The following is a 15,573-nucleotide window of genomic DNA, read 5'->3' as shown; positions in this document are numbered from 1 at the left end:
TTGCCGGGCGGCGGCTTCGCCTTACCCGGCCAGCTTATCGCTATCCTTTCTCTTTAGCTTTTGCCAGCATGGCGCGAATGTTCGCCACGTTAGCCTGTCCTTTATGCATTCGCTCTTCAGCGGTAATCACTTTGCGCGCCTGCTCCCAAATCAGATCGTCCTGGGGTAGCTCCAGCAGAAAACGGCTCGGTTCCGGGCGCACCACCTCACCATACTGCCGGCGCTCCTTACAGAGCGTAAAGGTCAGCTCTTTCTGCGCGCGGGTGATGCCCACGTAGGCTAACCGGCGCTCTTCATCGACATTATCTTCATCAATGCTGCTCTGGTGCGGGAGCAATCCCTCCTCCATGCCCACCAGGTAAACATACGGGAACTCCAGCCCTTTTGAGGCATGGAGGGTCATCAGCTGCACCTGATCCAGCTCTTCATCCGATTCGCCGCGCTCCATCATGTCGCGCAGCGTAAAGCGGGTGACCACCTGCGTCAGGGTCATCGGCTCATCGATTTCGCTGCCTTCCAGCATCTCGGTCATCCAGGTGAACAGCTGGTTGACGTTTTTCATGCGCATTTCCGCGGCTTTCGGGCTGGGCGAGGTTTCATACAACCAGGATTCGTAATCAATCCCGCGGATCAAGTCGCGCACGGCGTTGACCGGCTCGCGTTCGGCCAGTTGCTGGATCTCGCGCAGCCAGTGGGTGAAGCGGGTGAGTGATTCATAGCCGCGCCCGGTCAGCGTCTGGCTAAGACCCATATCAAAGCTGGCGGTGAACAATCCTTTGTTGCGGCCCATCGCCCACTCACCGAGCTTTTGCAGCGTCGCCGGGCCGATCTCGCGCTTCGGCGTGTTGACGATACGCAGGAAGGCGCTGTCGTCGTCCGGGTTGGTCAGCACGCGCAGATAGGCCAGCAGATCTTTAATTTCCGGGCGCGAGAAGAACGACGTGCCGCCGGAGATTTTGTACGGGATGCGGTTCTGCATCAGCATCTTTTCAAAGACCCGCGACTGGTGATTGCCGCGATAAAGGATCGCGTAGTCTTTGTAATTGGTTTTATTGATAAAGTGGTGGGCGATCAGTTCCCCGGCCACGCGCTCCGCTTCATGATCTTCATTGTTGGCGGAGAGCACTTTCAGCTCAGCGCCGTATCCCAGTTCGGAGAACAGACGCTTTTCAAAAACGTGCGGGTTGTTGGCGATCAGAATGTTAGCGGCTTTCAGAATACGCCCGGAGGAGCGATAGTTCTGCTCAAGCTTGATAACCTGCAGCGCCGGGAAGTCCTGGCTGAGCAGCACCAGGTTCTGTGGCCGCGCGCCGCGCCACGAGTAGATCGACTGGTCATCGTCGCCTACCACTGTAAAACGCGCCCGCTGGCCCACCAGCAGCTTCACCAGCTCATACTGGCTGGTGTTGGTATCCTGATACTCATCCACCAGCAGGTAGCGGATCTTATTCTGCCAGCGTTCGCGCACCTCCTCATTGCGCTGCAGCAGCCGCGTCGGCAGCAGGATCAGATCGTCAAAATCGAGGACATTGCAGGCCTTCATATGTGCATCGTACAGTCCATAGCAGTGGGCGAAGATGCGATCCCGTTCGCCTTTCGCACCCGCGGCGGCCTGCGCCGGGGTTTTCAGATCGTTTTTCCAGTTGGAGATCGTCGAGATCAACTGCTGGAGCACCACTTTGTCATCTTCGATCAACCCTTCGGTCAGCTCTTTGAGCAGCGCCACCTGGTCAGTATCGTCGAATAAGGAGAAGTTAGACTTCATGCCCAGCGCGGCGTATTCCCGCTTGATGATATCCAGCCCCAGAGTGTGGAAGGTGGAAATCATCAGCCCGCGCGCCTCTTTGCGCCCCAGCGTTTGCCCAACGCGCTCTTTCATCTCGCGCGCGGCTTTGTTGGTAAAGGTCACGGCCGCGATATGGCGCGCCTGATAGCCGCAGCCGCGGATCAGGTGGGCGATTTTATTGGTGATCACGCGGGTCTTACCGGAGCCGGCGCCCGCCAGCACCAGGCAAGGTCCGGTTACAAATTCGACGGCTTGTTGTTGGCCAGGGTTTAAACGCATGGGAGTCTTGCTCAATCTTCGAACGGGGTGGCGATTGTAGCAGAAAGCGGAGCCGAGATTTACCGACTGATGGTAAAGTGAAGAAATCGCGATTAACCCGTAGAGCAGAACCATGAAAAAGACCGCAGCAGCCCTGCATATCCTGGTCAAAGAAGAGAAACTGGCCCAGGAGATCCTTGCCAAACTGGAACGCGGCATCAGCTTCGATCATCTGGCAAAGCGCTATTCGAAATGCCCGTCCGGGCGTAACGGCGGCGATCTGGGGGAGTTTCAGCAAGGCGCGATGGTCGGCCCATTCGATCAGGCGGTCTTTAGCTGCCCACTTCTCAAGCCCTACGGTCCGGTAAAAACCAAATTTGGCTACCATATCATTAAGGTGCTTTATCGCCGCTGACGCGTGGTATATTGCGCCCCGATTTATCTCAACCTATTCAAGGCACGATCATGGCAAAAACAGCAGCAGCACTGCATATTCTTGTTAAAGAAGAGAAACTGGCTCTGGATCTTCTGGAGCAGATTAAAAACGGCGCCGACTTCGGTAAGCTGGCGAAGAAGCACTCCATTTGCCCATCAGGCAAACGCGGCGGTGATTTAGGTGAGTTCCGCCAGGGCCAGATGGTGCCGGCGTTCGATAAAGTGGTTTTCTCCTGCCCGGTGCTGGAGCCAACCGGCCCGCTGCATACCCAGTTCGGCTACCACATCATCAAAGTGCTGTACCGGAAATAATAAAAAACCCGGGGATCTTAATCTCCGGGTTTTTGCCTGATGGCGCTTCGCTTATCAGGCCTATTAAACAAATCCATTCCTCTATGGATTTCGGCTTGCCGGAAGGCGGCAAGGAGGTACATCCCCGTGAACATAGATTACTATGTGACTGGGGTGTACGTACCGTAGCCAACGCATCGGCAAGTCGAAAGACGACGAGGAATTAGCCGGCTACCGCGATACGTTTCATATCGGTCATATAACCGCGCAGTTTCTTACCAACCTGCTCAATAGCGTGGCTGCGAATGGCTTCGTTAACATCACGCAGCTGAGCGTTGTCTACCGCGCCTTCGGCAATCGCCGTACCCAGGTCGCCAGTCTGCAGGGTGGTCATGAACTCTTTCAGCAGCGGTACGCAAGCGTAAGAGAACAGGTAGTTACCATATTCAGCGGTATCAGAGATAACCACGTTCATCTCGTACAGACGCTTACGGGCGATGGTATTGGCGATCAGCGGCAGCTCGTGCAGTGATTCGTAGTAAGCGGACTCTTCGATGATGCCGGAGGCCACCATGGTTTCGAAGGCCAGCTCAACGCCCGCTTTCACCATCGCGATCATCAGAACGCCTTTATCGAAGTACTCCTGCTCGCCGATTTTACCTTCATACTGCGGCGCGGTTTCGAACGCGGTTTTACCAGTCTCTTCACGCCAGGTCAGCAGTTTCTTATCGTCGTTCGCCCAGTCCGCCATCATACCGGAGGAGAATTCGCCGGAAATGATGTCGTCCATGTGTTTCTGGAACAGCGGCGCCATAATCTCTTTCAGCTGCTCGGAGAGCGCATAAGCGCGCAGTTTCGCCGGGTTAGAGAGGCGATCCATCATCAGGGTAATGCCGCCCTGCTTCAGCGCTTCGGTGATGGTTTCCCAGCCGAACTGAATCAGTTTTTCTGCATACGCCGGATCGGTACCTTCCGCCACCAGCTTGTCGAAGCACAGCAGAGAACCCGCCTGCAGCATGCCGCAGAGGATGGTCTGCTCGCCCATCAGGTCAGATTTCACTTCGGCAACGAAGGAAGATTCCAGCACGCCCGCACGATGGCCGCCGGTCGCCGCCGCCCATGCTTTCGCAATGGCCATGCCTTCGCCTTTCGGGTCGTTTTCCGGATGTACCGCGATAAGCGTCGGTACGCCGAAACCGCGTTTGTACTCTTCACGCACTTCGGTACCCGGGCACTTCGGCGCCACCATCACCACGGTGATGTCTTTACGGATCTGCTCGCCCACTTCCACGATGTTGAAACCGTGGGAGTAGCCCAGCGCCGCGCCGTCTTTCATCAGCGGCTGTACGGAGCGCACAACGTCAGAGTGCTGTTTGTCCGGAGTCAGGTTAACCACCAGGTCCGCCTGCGGGATCAGCTCTTCATAAGTGCCGACTTTGAAGCCGTTTTCGGTCGCTTTACGCCAGGAGGCGCGCTTCTCGGCGATCGCTTCTTTGCGCAGCGCATAGGAGATATCCAGGCCGGAGTCACGCATGTTCAGACCCTGGTTCAGGCCCTGCGCGCCGCAGCCGACGATGACCACTTTTTTACCCTGAAGGTAGCTTGCGCCATCGGCGAATTCGTCGCGCGCCATAAAGCGGCATTTGCCCAGCTGTGCCAGCTGCTGGCGCAGGTTCAGTGTATTAAAGTAGTTAGCCATGTCTGTAACTCCGTGATGTTGTGTCGTGCTTATTGTTCGGTTCGCTTTTGCGAGAATGAACTTACTATATGACAGGAATTTTATTGCGGAAATTGATATATTCACAACGTCACGTTGCATTTTATGAAATACAAAACCGGGGAGTACGCGCCGTGGATTTACGCGATCTGAAAACCTTTCTGCATCTGGCGGAAAGCCGCCATTTTGGCCGCAGCGCGCGGGCCATGCATGTCAGCCCGTCGACGCTTTCGCGCCAGATCCAGCGTCTGGAAGAGGACCTCGGCCAGCCGCTGTTCGTGCGAGATAATCGCACGGTGACCCTTACCGAAGCCGGGGAAGAGTTACGTACCTTTGCCCAACAGACTTTACTGCAGTATCAGCAGCTTCGTCACGTCATCGATCAGCAGGGCCCTTCGCTCTCCGGCGAGTTGCACATCTTCTGCTCCGTCACCGCCGCCTATAGCCATCTGCCGCCGATCCTCGACCGCTTTCGCGCCGCGCACCCCTCGGTGGAGATCAAGCTGTCGACCGGCGACGCCGCCGACGCCATGGAGAAGGTGGTCACCGGCGAAGCCGACCTGGCGATTGCCGGTAAGCCGGAGACTCTGCCAGGGTCGGTGGCGTTTTCGATGCTGGAGAACCTCGCCGTGGTGTTAATTGCCCCGGCCCTTCCCTGCCCGGTGCGCAACCAGGTGACCGTCGAGCGCCCCGACTGGTCGACAGTGCCCTTTATCATGGCCGACCAGGGGCCGGTACGTCGGCGCATCGAGCTGTGGTTTCGGCGGCATAAAATCAGCAATCCGTCGATCTACGCCACCGTCGGCGGGCACGAAGCGATGGTGTCGATGGTCGCCCTGGGATGCGGCGTGGCGCTGCTGCCGGAAGTGGTGCTGGAGAACAGTCCGGAGCCGGTACGCAACAGGGTGATGATCCTGGAGCGCAGCGATGAGCAAACCCCGTTTGAGCTCGGCGTTTGCGCACAAAAAAAGCGGCTGCATGAGCCGCTTATTGATGCTTTCTGGAAAATTCTGCCGAACCACTAGCCCGCGAGGAAAAAGCGGAATGCCGGGTTATGGGTCTCATCATGACACTCATAGCCCAGTTCATTAAGACGGGTTTCAAAATCCGGCTCGTGCTCGCCCAGCTCGAAGGCCGCCAAAACCCGACCATAGTCGGTGCCGTGGCTACGGTAGTGGAACAGCGAAATATTCCAGTGGGTGCCGAGGGTGTGCAGGAACTTCAGCAGCGCCCCCGGCGATTCCGGAAACTCGAAGCTGAACAGCCGCTCCTGCAGCGCTTTGGACGGTCGGCCGCCGACCATATAGCGCACATGCAGCTTAGCCATCTCATCATCAGAGAGATCCACCACGCTGTAGCCGCCGTCGTTCAGTAACTGGAGGATCTCTTTGCGCTCTTCCAGGCCACGACTCAGGCGTACCCCGACAAAAATACAGGCGTCTTTGGCATCGGCAAAGCGGTAGTTGAACTCCGTCACCGAGCGGCCCCCCAGCAGCTGGCAAAACTTCAGAAAGCTGCCCTTCTCTTCCGGGATCGTCACCGCCAGCAGCGCTTCGCGCTGTTCCCCTAGCTCGCAGCGCTCAGACACGTAGCGCAGACCGTGGAAGTTGACGTTGGCCCCGGACAGGATGTGAGCCAGTCGCTCACCGCGAATATTGTGCTGAGCGATATATTTCTTCATCCCCGCCAGCGCCAGCGCGCCGGAAGGCTCTGCCACCGCCCGCACATCTTCGAACAGATCCTTCATCGCCGCGCAAATAGCGTCGCTGTCGACGGTGATGATGTCGTCCAGATACTCCTGGCACAGACGGAAGGTTTCATCGCCGATGCGTTTGACCGCCACGCCTTCGGCAAACAAGCCGACGCGCGGCAGGTCCACCGGATGACCGGCGTCCAGGGCCGCCTTCAGGCAGGCCGAATCTTCCGCTTCCACCGCGATCACTTTAATCTGCGGCATCAGCTGCTTGATCAGCACCGCCACGCCTGCCGCCAGGCCGCCGCCGCCCACCGGGACGAACACGCGGTCGATGTGGGCATCCTGCTGCAGCAGCTCCAGCGCCAGGGTTCCCTGACCGGCGATGACCATCGGGTGATCGAACGGCGGCACCCAGGTAAAGCCCTGCTGCTGCGCCAGCTCAATCGCCCTCGCCTTCGCTTCGTCAAAGTTGGCGCCATGCAGCAGCACTTCGCCGCCAAAGCCGCGAACGGCATCCACTTTGATGTCGGCGGTCGCTACCGGCATCACGATCAGCGCCTTAACGCCCAGCCTCGATGCGGAGAACGCCACGCCCTGGGCATGATTGCCCGCCGAGGCGGTGATCACCCCGTGGGATTTCTGTTCCGCGGTCAGGCTGGACATCATCGCGTAGGCGCCGCGCAGCTTAAAGCTGTGTACCGGTTGGCGATCTTCGCGCTTCACCAGAATAACGTTATCCAGGCGAGAAGAGAGTTTGTCCATTTTTTGCAGCGGCGTTTTCTGCACCGCTTCATAAACCGGCGCGCGCAGCACTGCTCTCAGGTATTCGGCGCCCTCAGGGGCGCCGGACAGGGGTTGTGAATCCGCCATGATTAGCCACCCAGTTTCGATTTATCGCGAACCGCGCCTTTGTCGGCGCTGGTCGCCAGGCTGGCGTAGGCGCGAAGGGCAAAGGAGACTTGACGCTGGCGATTCTTCGGCGTCCACGCCTGGTCGCCACGCGCTTCCTGGGCTTCACGACGCGCCGCAATTTCCGCATCGCTCAGCTGCAGCTGGATGCTGCGGTTCGGAATATCAATCGCGATCATGTCGCCATCTTCAATGAGCGCAATGTTGCCGCCGCTCGCCGCTTCCGGTGAGACGTGACCGATAGAGAGCCCTGAGGTGCCGCCGGAGAAACGGCCATCGGTGATCAGCGCGCAGGCTTTGCCCAGCCCCATCGACTTCAGGAAGCTGGTGGGGTAAAGCATCTCCTGCATCCCCGGCCCGCCTTTCGGCCCTTCGTAGCGGATCACCACGACGTCACCTTCAACGACTTTACCGCCGAGGATGGCCTCAACCGCATCGTCCTGGCTCTCATACACTTTCGCCGGACCGGTAAATTTCAGGATGCTGTCGTCCACGCCGGCGGTTTTCACGATACAACCGTTTTCCGCGAAATTGCCGTACAGCACCGCCAGGCCGCCGTCCTTGCTGTAAGCGTGTTCCAGAGAACGGATACAGCCTTCGGCGCGATCGTCATCCAGCGTATCCCAGCGGCAGTCTTGCGAGAACGCCTGGGTGGTACGGATGCCCGCCGGCCCGGCGCGGAACATTTTTTTCACCGCGTCGTCCTGGGTCACCATCACATCGTACTGTTCCAGGGTCTGCGGCAGCGTCAGGCCGAGAACGTTTTTGACCTCGCGATTCAACAGCCCGGCGCGGTCCAGCTCGCCCAGAATGCCCAGCACGCCGCCGGCGCGATGCACATCTTCCATATGGTATTTCTGCGTGCTCGGCGCCACCTTACACAGCTGCGGCACTTTGCGGGAAAGCTTATCGATATCGCTCATGGTGAAGTCGATTTCAGCTTCCTGCGCCGCCGCCAGCAGGTGCAGAACGGTGTTGGTGGAACCGCCCATGGCGATATCCAGCGTCATGGCGTTCTCAAAGGCCGCCTTGCTGGCGATATTGCGCGGCAGCGCGGAAGCGTCATCCTGCTCGTAATAGCGTTTGGTCAGCTCAACGATACGTTTCCCGGCGTTAAGGAACAGCTCCTTACGATCGGCGTGGGTCGCCAGCAGAGAGCCGTTACCCGGCTGCGACAGACCCAGCGCTTCGGTCAGGCAGTTCATGGAGTTGGCGGTGAACATCCCGGAACAGGAGCCGCAGGTCGGACAGGCGGACCGTTCCACCTGATTACTCTGCTCGTCGGACACTTTCGGATCCGCCCCCTGGATCATCGCATCCACCAGGTCGAGCTTGATGATTTTATCTGACAGCTTGGTTTTCCCGGCTTCCATTGGGCCGCCGGACACAAAGATCACCGGAATGTTCAGGCGCAGGGAAGCCATCAGCATCCCCGGGGTGATTTTGTCGCAGTTGGAGATACAGACCATCGCATCCGCACAATGGGCGTTAACCATGTACTCCACCGAGTCGGCGATCAGCTCGCGGGATGGCAGTGAATAGAGCATACCCCCGTGGCCCATGGCGATCCCATCATCCACTGCGATGGTGTTGAATTCTTTGGCCACGCCACCGGCGGCTTCAATCTGCTCGGCAACCAGTTTGCCGAGGTCGCGCAGGTGCACGTGCCCAGGAACAAACTGGGTAAAGGAGTTAACGACGGCGATAATCGGTTTGCCGAAATCGGCATCGGTCATCCCGGTTGCGCGCCACAACGCGCGGGCGCCCGCCATATTGCGGCCATGTGTGGTGGTGGCGGAACGGTACTTAGGCATGCTCTTTTTACTCCCATCTGTGTTTATTAAATGGGACGGTGCGTGCCGTCCCATTTTTAATTACTTACTTACCGGATCCAACCAGCCCCATTTATCTTCTGTTTCACCGGTGAAGAGGCCAAAGAAGGCTTCCTGAATGCGTTTGGTGACCGGACCGCGACGGCCTGCGCCGACCTGGATGCCATCCACGCTGCGTACCGGGGTGATTTCCGCCGCGGTGCCGGACATGAAGACTTCATCCGCCAGGTACAGGGATTCACGGGACAATACCTGCTCGCGGACTTCAATACCGAGATCTTTCGCCAGCTTGATGATGGCGTCGCGGGTAATGCCCGGCAGCGCGGAAGAGGTAAACGGCGGAGTGAACAGCACGCCGTCCTTCACTTCAAACAGGTTTTCGCCAGCGCCTTCAGAGATATAGCCGTTAACATCGAGGGCGATACCTTCCTGGTAGCCATGGCGACGCGCTTCGCTGCCAACCAGCAGCGAGGAGAGATAGTTGCCGCCGGCTTTCGCCGCCGTCGGGATGGTGTTCGGCGCCGCGCGGTTCCAGGAAGAGACCATGGCATCGATCCCCTGCTCCAGCGCTTCTGCGCCGAGGTAGGCTCCCCACGGGAACGCCGCGATGATCACGTCAGTGTTGTAACCCGGAGGCGGGTTTACCCCCATGCCGACATCGCCAACAAACACCAGCGGGCGGATATAAGCGCTGGTCAGATTATTAGTGCGAATGACTTCGCGGCAGGCTTCCATCAGTTCGTCGACGCTCTGGGAGACCGGGAAACGATAAATTTTGGCTGAGTCATGCAGACGCTGCATATGTTCGCGATGACGGAACACCACCGGGCCTTTGTGCGAGTCGTAGCAACGGATGCCTTCGAATACCGAGGTGCCATAGTGCAGCGCATGGGACATCACATGAACTTTCGCTTCGCCCCACGGAACCATCTCGCCATTGAACCAGATGTAATCAGCTTTTTTCGTCGTCATTTTTCTTCCTTTGCGCTCAGGCGCGGATTTGTTGTGATGTGGGTTGCTGGATCTCGACGCAGGCAACGTCGACCAGTTTACTTAATTGACTAAACAGTAATTCGACGGGCCGCGGGCTGGCAACGGTCAATTCGATATTTATGTTCTGTGCGTCCGCTGCGGTTTCCATGTTCATTGCGCAGATTTGAAAACCACGGTGACGGACAACGCGCAGCACGCGCTCTAAGGTTTCCGGGTTGAAACGTGCCTGTAAAGCGACCTGATGTTGCATCATGATAATTTCTCCAGCATTTCAGAGTTACTGGCGCCGGGCGGCACCAACGGCCAGACATTCTCAAGTTCGTCGATTGAGACATGAAGCAGGTATGGCCCCTGGCTCGAAAGCATGGTGTCGAGTGCCGCTTCAACCTGGTCTTTACGGGTGATGTGTTGGCCAGGAATACCGAAGGCGCTGGCCAGCGTGAGGAAATCAGGGTTATCAGTCAGAGTGGTTTCGCTATAACGTTCCTGGAAAAACAGCTGCTGCCATTGTCGAACCATCCCTAACCGCTGGTTGTCGAGTAATACGATCTTCAGCGGTAACTGCTTGCGTTTTACGGTGCCCAGCTCCTGCACATTCATCATGAAGGAGCCGTCACCAGAGATACAGATCACCGTATCGTTAGGGCGCGCCACCTGGGCACCAACGGCGGCCGGCAGGCCAAAGCCCATGGTGCCTAAGCCGCTGGAGGTGATGAAGTTTTCCGGGCGGCTATAGGTCATATGCTGAGCCGACCACATCTGATGCTGGCCTACGTCGGTTGTCACCACGCTGTCCGCCGGCTTGCGGTCGGAAAGCTGTTTCAGCAGCAGCGGCGCGTAGATAGCCTCACCGGGATGATCGTAACGCCAGGCGTGATCGGCACGCAGTGCGGCACTCCGCTCGCGCCAGCCATCGATCGCTAACGGCTGCTGCAGCGCCGGCAGCAAGCGGTTCAGATCGCCGGTCAGACCAATGTGCGCCTGGCGCAGCTTGTTCAGCTCCGCCGGATCGATGTCCATATGGATCACTTTGGCATGCGGCGCGAAGGTGTTGAGCTTGCCAGTCACGCGATCGTCAAAGCGCGCGCCGACAGCGATCAGCAGATCGCACTCCTGTACCGCCAGATTGGCCGCCTTGGTGCCGTGCATTCCCAGCATGCCGAGATAATACGGGTAATCGGCGTCCACCACGCCCAGCCCTTTCAGGGTGCAGGTCGCCGGCATCCGGGTCACTGCGAGGAATTCGCGCAGCGCCGGTACCGCCTGCGCCATGCCGACCCCGCCGCCAACATACAGCATCGGTTGCTGCGATTGAGCCAGCATCTGCAGAGCCTGAGCCACTTCCGCCTGCGGGAATGCCATCTCATCGGCGACCATAGAGAAATGGGGATCGAGATCGCCCTGCGCCATCTGAATATCCTTAGGGATATCAACCAGCACCGGGCCTGGACGGCCTGAGTTTGCCACCTGGAAAGCTTCAGCAATGACCCGCGGCAGCTCGTCCAGAGACTGCACGAGGAAACTGTGCTTAGTACAGGCCAGTGACAAACCGAGAACGTCTACCTCCTGGAACGCATCCGTGCCGATGAAGGGTGCGGCCACCTGGCCGGTGATAGCGACAATAGGGATGGAGTCAAGCAAAGCGTCCGCCAGGCCGGTGATCAAGTTGGTTGCGCCCGGGCCGGAAGTCGCGATACATACCCCGGTTTTACCGGTTGCTCGCGCATAACCAATGGCCGCCATGGCTGCCCCTTGCTCGTGCCGGCACAGCAGGTGCTCCACGCCGCCGTCATACAGTGCATCGTAAACCGGCATAATTGCGCCACCCGGATAGCCAAAAACGGTGTCGACCCCCTGTGTCCGCAAAGCATGTACCACCCACTGCGCGCCATTCATAGTTAGTTCCCCGTCATAAATCGGGAGAAACAGAATTTTATGCTAAAAGTCATCATCTGCTCCTCGCTTAGGTTATTTCAGTTATAAAAAAACCCCCGGACCTTTCGGTGCGGGGGTCTTAGTTCGTTAAGGCTTGATTATTAAGCCTTTCCTCGTCCAAGTGCAGCCCCGCACGGTGGGATAATAATCACCACCACGCTAATCACGACCAGGCTAATCACTCGTAGAAGGGCTGTCATTTTCTGTACTTTCTGGCTTCTTGTTCGAAGGAATACCTAAAGAGGTACCACAGACATCACATAAAACACAAGATTTTTTTATATCTCTGTTGCTGAGCAGCCTAACAGTTTCAGCAAAAATAATTGTTTTATATGAAAAAATTCGAAGATGAAAAAAACTCAGTTTTCTCTCGCCTGCCGCGCTCTTTTGCGCCCTCCTTCCCAACGCCGCTCTGTTTTGCGAGCGAACTTCCAGTTTCGGCTAAATGTAACAATATGGCGCGAAAAGTATGGATTTATGGTCCTAACTTCTGACTATTACCGATCCCGTTTTAACACAGGTCAGCCATAATCCTGCCTGGTCCAGGAGGTTTTATGTCGCTCGCCATCGTCTATACCCGCGCGGCGCTCGGTATCGAAGCGCCATTGATTACTGTCGAGGTTCATCTCAGCAACGGTCTGCCCGGCCTGACTATGGTCGGACTGCCGGAGACCACCGTGAAAGAGGCCCGTGACCGGGTTCGCAGCGCCCTGATCAACAGCGGCTACGCTTTCCCTGCGAAGAAAATAACCATTAACCTGGCGCCAGCGGATCTGCCTAAAGAGGGCGGGCGATACGATCTACCTATCGCTCTCGCGCTTCTCGTTGCCTCAGAGCAGCTCAACACGACGCGACTGAATCAATATGAGTTTGTGGGCGAACTCGCCCTCACAGGTGGGTTACGCGGCGTTCCAGGGGCGATCCCCAGCGCAATGGAGGCCATCAAAGCCGGCCGGCGCATCGTCGTCTCCTCTGATAATGCGGCTGAGGTCGGCCTGATCGGCGGCAGCGATTGCCTGGTCGCCGACCATCTGCAGGAGGTGTGTGCTTTTCTCGCGGGGCAGACATCGCTTTCGCCGCCTCTCGCCGAGGCACCCTCTGTTGATGAACGCGGCGAAGATCTGCGCGATGTTATCGGCCAGCAGCAGGGCAAACGAGCGCTGGAGATTGTGGCCGCAGGGGGTCACAACCTGCTCCTGATCGGCCCACCCGGCACCGGGAAAACCATGCTTGCCAGCCGGCTACCCGGTCTCCTGCCGCCATTAAGCAATCAGGAAGCCCTGGAGAGCACGGCCATTCAGAGCCTGGTCAATCTGCATACCGCGAAGACCCGGTGGCGTCAGAGGCCGTTTCGCGCACCTCATCATAGCGCTTCGCTGGCAGCGATGGTGGGCGGCGGCTCGATACCGGTCCCCGGTGAGATTTCCCTGGCCCATAATGGCGTGCTGTTTCTTGATGAACTGCCGGAGTTTGAGCGGCGTGTACTGGATGCGCTGCGCGAACCCATTGAGTCAGGCAAGATCCACATATCACGCTCGCGCGCCAAAATTGACTATCCGGCGCGCTTTCAGCTTATCGCGGCGATGAACCCAAGCCCGACAGGGCATTATCAGGGCAAACATAATCGTACATCGCCTGAGCAGACATTACGTTATCTGGGACGTCTGTCAGGCCCCTTCCTTGACCGCTTCGATCTCTCCTTAGAGATCCCGCTGCCGCCGCCAGGGATACTGAGCAAGGGCACGCAGGGCGAAGAGTCTAGCGCAACGGTCCGACAACGGGTGCTGGCGGCGCGCGAACGGCAAATGCTCAGACAAAATAAGCTCAATGCGCATCTTGAGAATCGTGAAATGAAGAGCTGCTGCCACTTACGGCGGGAGGACGCTGTCTGGCTGGAACAGACGCTAACGCAGCTGGGGCTCTCTATACGAGCCTGGCAGCGTCTGTTAAAGGTGGCGAGAACCATTGCCGATCTGGCAGAGGCTGAAGAGATTGAACGCCGTCATTTGCAGGAGGCGCTCAGCTATCGGGCGATAGACCGGATGCTAAACCATCTGCAGAAAATGATGGCGTAAAAAAAGGGCTTACGCCCTTTTTTCTTAGTCATCGCTTTCGGTGTAATCGTCAGCGCCTTCCATCTGCGGTTTGCCGCCGGAAAGAGTATGGAAACGCTTCGGCCGCTTGATGCGCGCCATATACTTAATCCATACGCGTTCTGCTTCCGTTACCGGCTCACGCTCACCACGGCACACCGAGACAAACTGTTTTTCATCATCGGTAACAGGTTCGCGTTTACCCAGTTCCAGTTCGTTAAAGGCATAACCATGACGTTCCAGCAGTTGCGCCTCTTTGATGGTGAAATCACCGTGACGGGAGAACCCGCGTGGATAATTTTTATTGTCGAAAAAACGATTAGTCGTCGTAAAGCTTTCCGCCATCCTACACGCTCCTGATTCTTTGGCCGAGCTATTTATGGCGCGGAGTATTAGTTACGCTTGACAGAGCGTCAAACAAAACATTTAAATCATCACGACAAATAATTTTGTGGAGAACGGTGTGGATACGGAATTGCTCAAGACTTTCCTGGAAGTGAGCAGAACTCGTCACTTTGGGCGAGCAGCAGAGGCGCTTTACCTGACGCAGTCAGCGGTCAGCTTTCGTATTCGTCAGCTGGAAAATCAACTTGGTGTGAACCTGTTCACCCGACATCGTAATAACATTCGCCTGACGACCGCCGGAGAAAAGCTCCTGCCCTACGCCGAAACGCTAATGAATACCTGGCAGGCTGCGCGCAAGGAGGTCGCACACTCTTCGCGACATAATGAATTCTCCATCGGGGCCAGCGCCTCGCTGTGGGAATGCATGCTTAACGGCTGGCTCGGCACCCTCTACAGCGCACCTTACAATCTCCAGTTTGAAGCGCGTATCGCGCAGCGGCAGTCGCTGGTTAAACAGCTTCACGAACGCCAGTTGGATCTGCTGATCACCACCGAATCGCCGAAGATGGATGAATTAAGCAGCCAGCTGTTGGGTAATTTTACTCTTGCCCTGTATTGCACATCGCCTGCAAAAAACAGAAATGAATTGAACTACTTGCGCCTTGAATGGGGGCCCGACTTTCAGCAAAACGAAGTGGGTCTGATAGGAAGCGATGATGTTCCGCTGCTCACTACCTCTTCAGCTGAACTGATCTATCAGCAATTATCGCGTCTGAGCGGCTGCTGTTGGCTACCTGTTCGCTGGGCGAAAGAGAAGCATGGGTTACATACGGTCATGGACAGCGCTACGCTGTCCCGCCCACTCTATGCGATCTGGTTACAAAATAGCGATAAGCAGGCGCAGATCCACGAGATCCTGAAAAGCCCTATCCTGGAATAAGCGGTACTCTCCATGGACGGAGAGGAGCAAGGTATTTTGAATAGGGATATTGCAGATGGATAGTAGAGATAAAAAAAAATCCTTTGCCTGAGCAAAGGATTCTTATAAATGGCAGGGGCGGAGAGACTCGAACTCCCAACACCCGGTTTTGGAGACCGGTGCTCTACCAATTGAACTACGCCCCTAAAGCTTTCTTACCACTAAGCCTGCTATCTGAGCAGGCTTAATGTTAAATAAGTGGCGGAACGGACGGGACTCGAACCCGCGACCCCCTGCGTGACAGGCAGGTATTCTAACCGACTGAACTACCGCTCCACCGAATTTTTTCGCTTTATGACCACCG

At 57.1% G+C, this 15,573-nt stretch carries 15 protein-coding genes and 2 tRNA genes; 5 read left to right on the top strand and 12 right to left on the bottom strand.

Annotation, left to right across the window (positions count from 1 at the left end):
• Positions 1–40: 40 nt before the first annotated feature.
• Positions 41–2,065: a DNA helicase Rep gene (gene rep / locus ACQUTI_RS23760; RefSeq protein WP_122542211.1), complete on the bottom strand. Its 2,025-nt coding sequence runs from the start codon at positions 2,063–2,065 to the stop codon at positions 41–43.
• Positions 2,066–2,177: 112 nt separating this feature from the next.
• Between rep and ppiC (ACQUTI_RS23755) the strand changes: the two genes are divergently transcribed.
• Both ppiC (ACQUTI_RS23755) and ppiC (ACQUTI_RS23750) read left to right on the top strand, forming a co-directional pair.
• A complete protein-coding gene (ppiC, locus tag ACQUTI_RS23755) occupies positions 2,178–2,459 on the top strand; it encodes a peptidylprolyl isomerase PpiC (RefSeq protein WP_004886860.1) in 282 nt (93 codons plus the stop codon).
• A gap of 50 nt (positions 2,460–2,509) precedes the next feature.
• A complete protein-coding gene (ppiC, locus tag ACQUTI_RS23750; RefSeq protein WP_004886861.1) occupies positions 2,510–2,791 on the top strand; it encodes a peptidylprolyl isomerase PpiC in 282 nt (93 codons plus the stop codon).
• A 202-nt stretch (positions 2,792–2,993) separates the two neighbouring features.
• Here the strand turns inward: ppiC (ACQUTI_RS23750) and ilvC are convergent, their stop codons facing one another.
• Positions 2,994–4,469 carry a ketol-acid reductoisomerase gene (ilvC, locus tag ACQUTI_RS23745; protein WP_002883178.1) on the bottom strand — a complete coding sequence of 492 codons (1,476 nt, stop codon included), beginning with the start codon at positions 4,467–4,469 and terminating at the stop codon, positions 2,994–2,996.
• 152 nt (positions 4,470–4,621) lie between these two features.
• On the opposite strand from ilvC, the gene ilvY reads away from it, so the two are divergent.
• Complete coding sequence (gene ilvY, locus ACQUTI_RS23740) at positions 4,622–5,512, top strand: HTH-type transcriptional activator IlvY (protein ID WP_002883176.1); 891 nt, start codon at positions 4,622–4,624, stop codon at positions 5,510–5,512.
• Here the strand turns inward: ilvY and ilvA are convergent.
• From ilvA to ilvL, 7 genes are all read right to left on the bottom strand, one after another.
• Complete coding sequence (gene ilvA / locus ACQUTI_RS23735; RefSeq protein WP_002883174.1) at positions 5,509–7,053, bottom strand: threonine ammonia-lyase, biosynthetic; 1,545 nt, start codon at positions 7,051–7,053, stop codon at positions 5,509–5,511. The genes ilvY and ilvA overlap by 4 nt on opposite strands.
• 2 nt (positions 7,054–7,055) lie before the next feature.
• Positions 7,056–8,906 carry a dihydroxy-acid dehydratase gene (gene ilvD, locus ACQUTI_RS23730; RefSeq protein WP_002883173.1) on the bottom strand — a complete coding sequence of 617 codons (1,851 nt, stop codon included), beginning with the start codon at positions 8,904–8,906 and terminating at the stop codon, positions 7,056–7,058.
• Between the two features lie 60 nt (positions 8,907–8,966).
• Positions 8,967–9,896, bottom strand: a complete 930-nt coding sequence (gene ilvE, locus ACQUTI_RS23725; protein WP_002883171.1) for a branched-chain-amino-acid transaminase — start codon at positions 9,894–9,896, stop codon at positions 8,967–8,969.
• A gap of 16 nt (positions 9,897–9,912) precedes the next feature.
• The gene (gene ilvM / locus ACQUTI_RS23720) at positions 9,913–10,170 is read right to left on the bottom strand and encodes an acetolactate synthase 2 small subunit (RefSeq protein ID WP_004886870.1); all 258 of its coding nucleotides are present in this window, start codon (positions 10,168–10,170) and stop codon (positions 9,913–9,915) included.
• Positions 10,167–11,813 (bottom strand): acetolactate synthase 2 catalytic subunit, encoded by a 1,647-nt coding sequence (gene ilvG / locus ACQUTI_RS23715; protein ID WP_023319437.1) that lies wholly within the window; start codon positions 11,811–11,813, stop codon positions 10,167–10,169. The genes ilvM and ilvG overlap by 4 nt, the downstream gene beginning before the upstream one ends.
• A 2-nt stretch (positions 11,814–11,815) precedes the next feature.
• Positions 11,816–11,866 (bottom strand): peptide IlvX, encoded by a 51-nt coding sequence (gene ilvX / locus ACQUTI_RS23710; protein WP_175426296.1) that lies wholly within the window; start codon positions 11,864–11,866, stop codon positions 11,816–11,818.
• 87 nt (positions 11,867–11,953) lie between these two features.
• Positions 11,954–12,052: an ilv operon leader peptide gene (gene ilvL / locus ACQUTI_RS23705; RefSeq protein WP_001311244.1), complete on the bottom strand. Its 99-nt coding sequence runs from the start codon at positions 12,050–12,052 to the stop codon at positions 11,954–11,956.
• A 354-nt stretch (positions 12,053–12,406) separates the two neighbouring features.
• Between ilvL and ACQUTI_RS23700 the strand changes: the two genes are divergently transcribed.
• Positions 12,407–13,927, top strand: a complete 1,521-nt coding sequence (locus tag ACQUTI_RS23700; protein WP_114508636.1) for a YifB family Mg chelatase-like AAA ATPase — start codon at positions 12,407–12,409, stop codon at positions 13,925–13,927.
• A gap of 24 nt (positions 13,928–13,951) precedes the next feature.
• Here ACQUTI_RS23700 and ACQUTI_RS23695 read toward each other — a convergent pair whose 3' ends face one another.
• Positions 13,952–14,290 (bottom strand): DUF413 domain-containing protein, encoded by a 339-nt coding sequence (locus tag ACQUTI_RS23695; RefSeq protein WP_004886877.1) that lies wholly within the window; start codon positions 14,288–14,290, stop codon positions 13,952–13,954.
• Between the two features lie 118 nt (positions 14,291–14,408).
• Here ACQUTI_RS23695 and hdfR point away from each other — a divergent pair, with 118 nt between their 5' ends.
• Positions 14,409–15,230 (top strand): HTH-type transcriptional regulator HdfR, encoded by an 822-nt coding sequence (gene hdfR, locus ACQUTI_RS23690; RefSeq protein ID WP_004886879.1) that lies wholly within the window; start codon positions 14,409–14,411, stop codon positions 15,228–15,230.
• A 109-nt stretch (positions 15,231–15,339) separates the two neighbouring features.
• Here the strand turns inward: hdfR and ACQUTI_RS23685 are convergent.
• Both ACQUTI_RS23685 and ACQUTI_RS23680 read right to left on the bottom strand, forming a co-directional pair.
• Positions 15,340–15,415, bottom strand: a tRNA-Trp gene (locus ACQUTI_RS23685).
• A gap of 53 nt (positions 15,416–15,468) precedes the next feature.
• A tRNA-Asp gene (locus ACQUTI_RS23680) sits at positions 15,469–15,545 on the bottom strand.
• Between the last annotated feature and the right edge of the window lie 28 nt (positions 15,546–15,573).

It is taken from the genome of Klebsiella sp. 7-CIP_Kleb. (assembly GCF_050378655.1).
Taxonomy (GTDB): Bacteria; Pseudomonadota; Gammaproteobacteria; order Enterobacterales; family Enterobacteriaceae; genus Klebsiella; species Klebsiella quasipneumoniae.
This window is presented reverse-complemented; position numbering and strand designations above follow the sequence as displayed.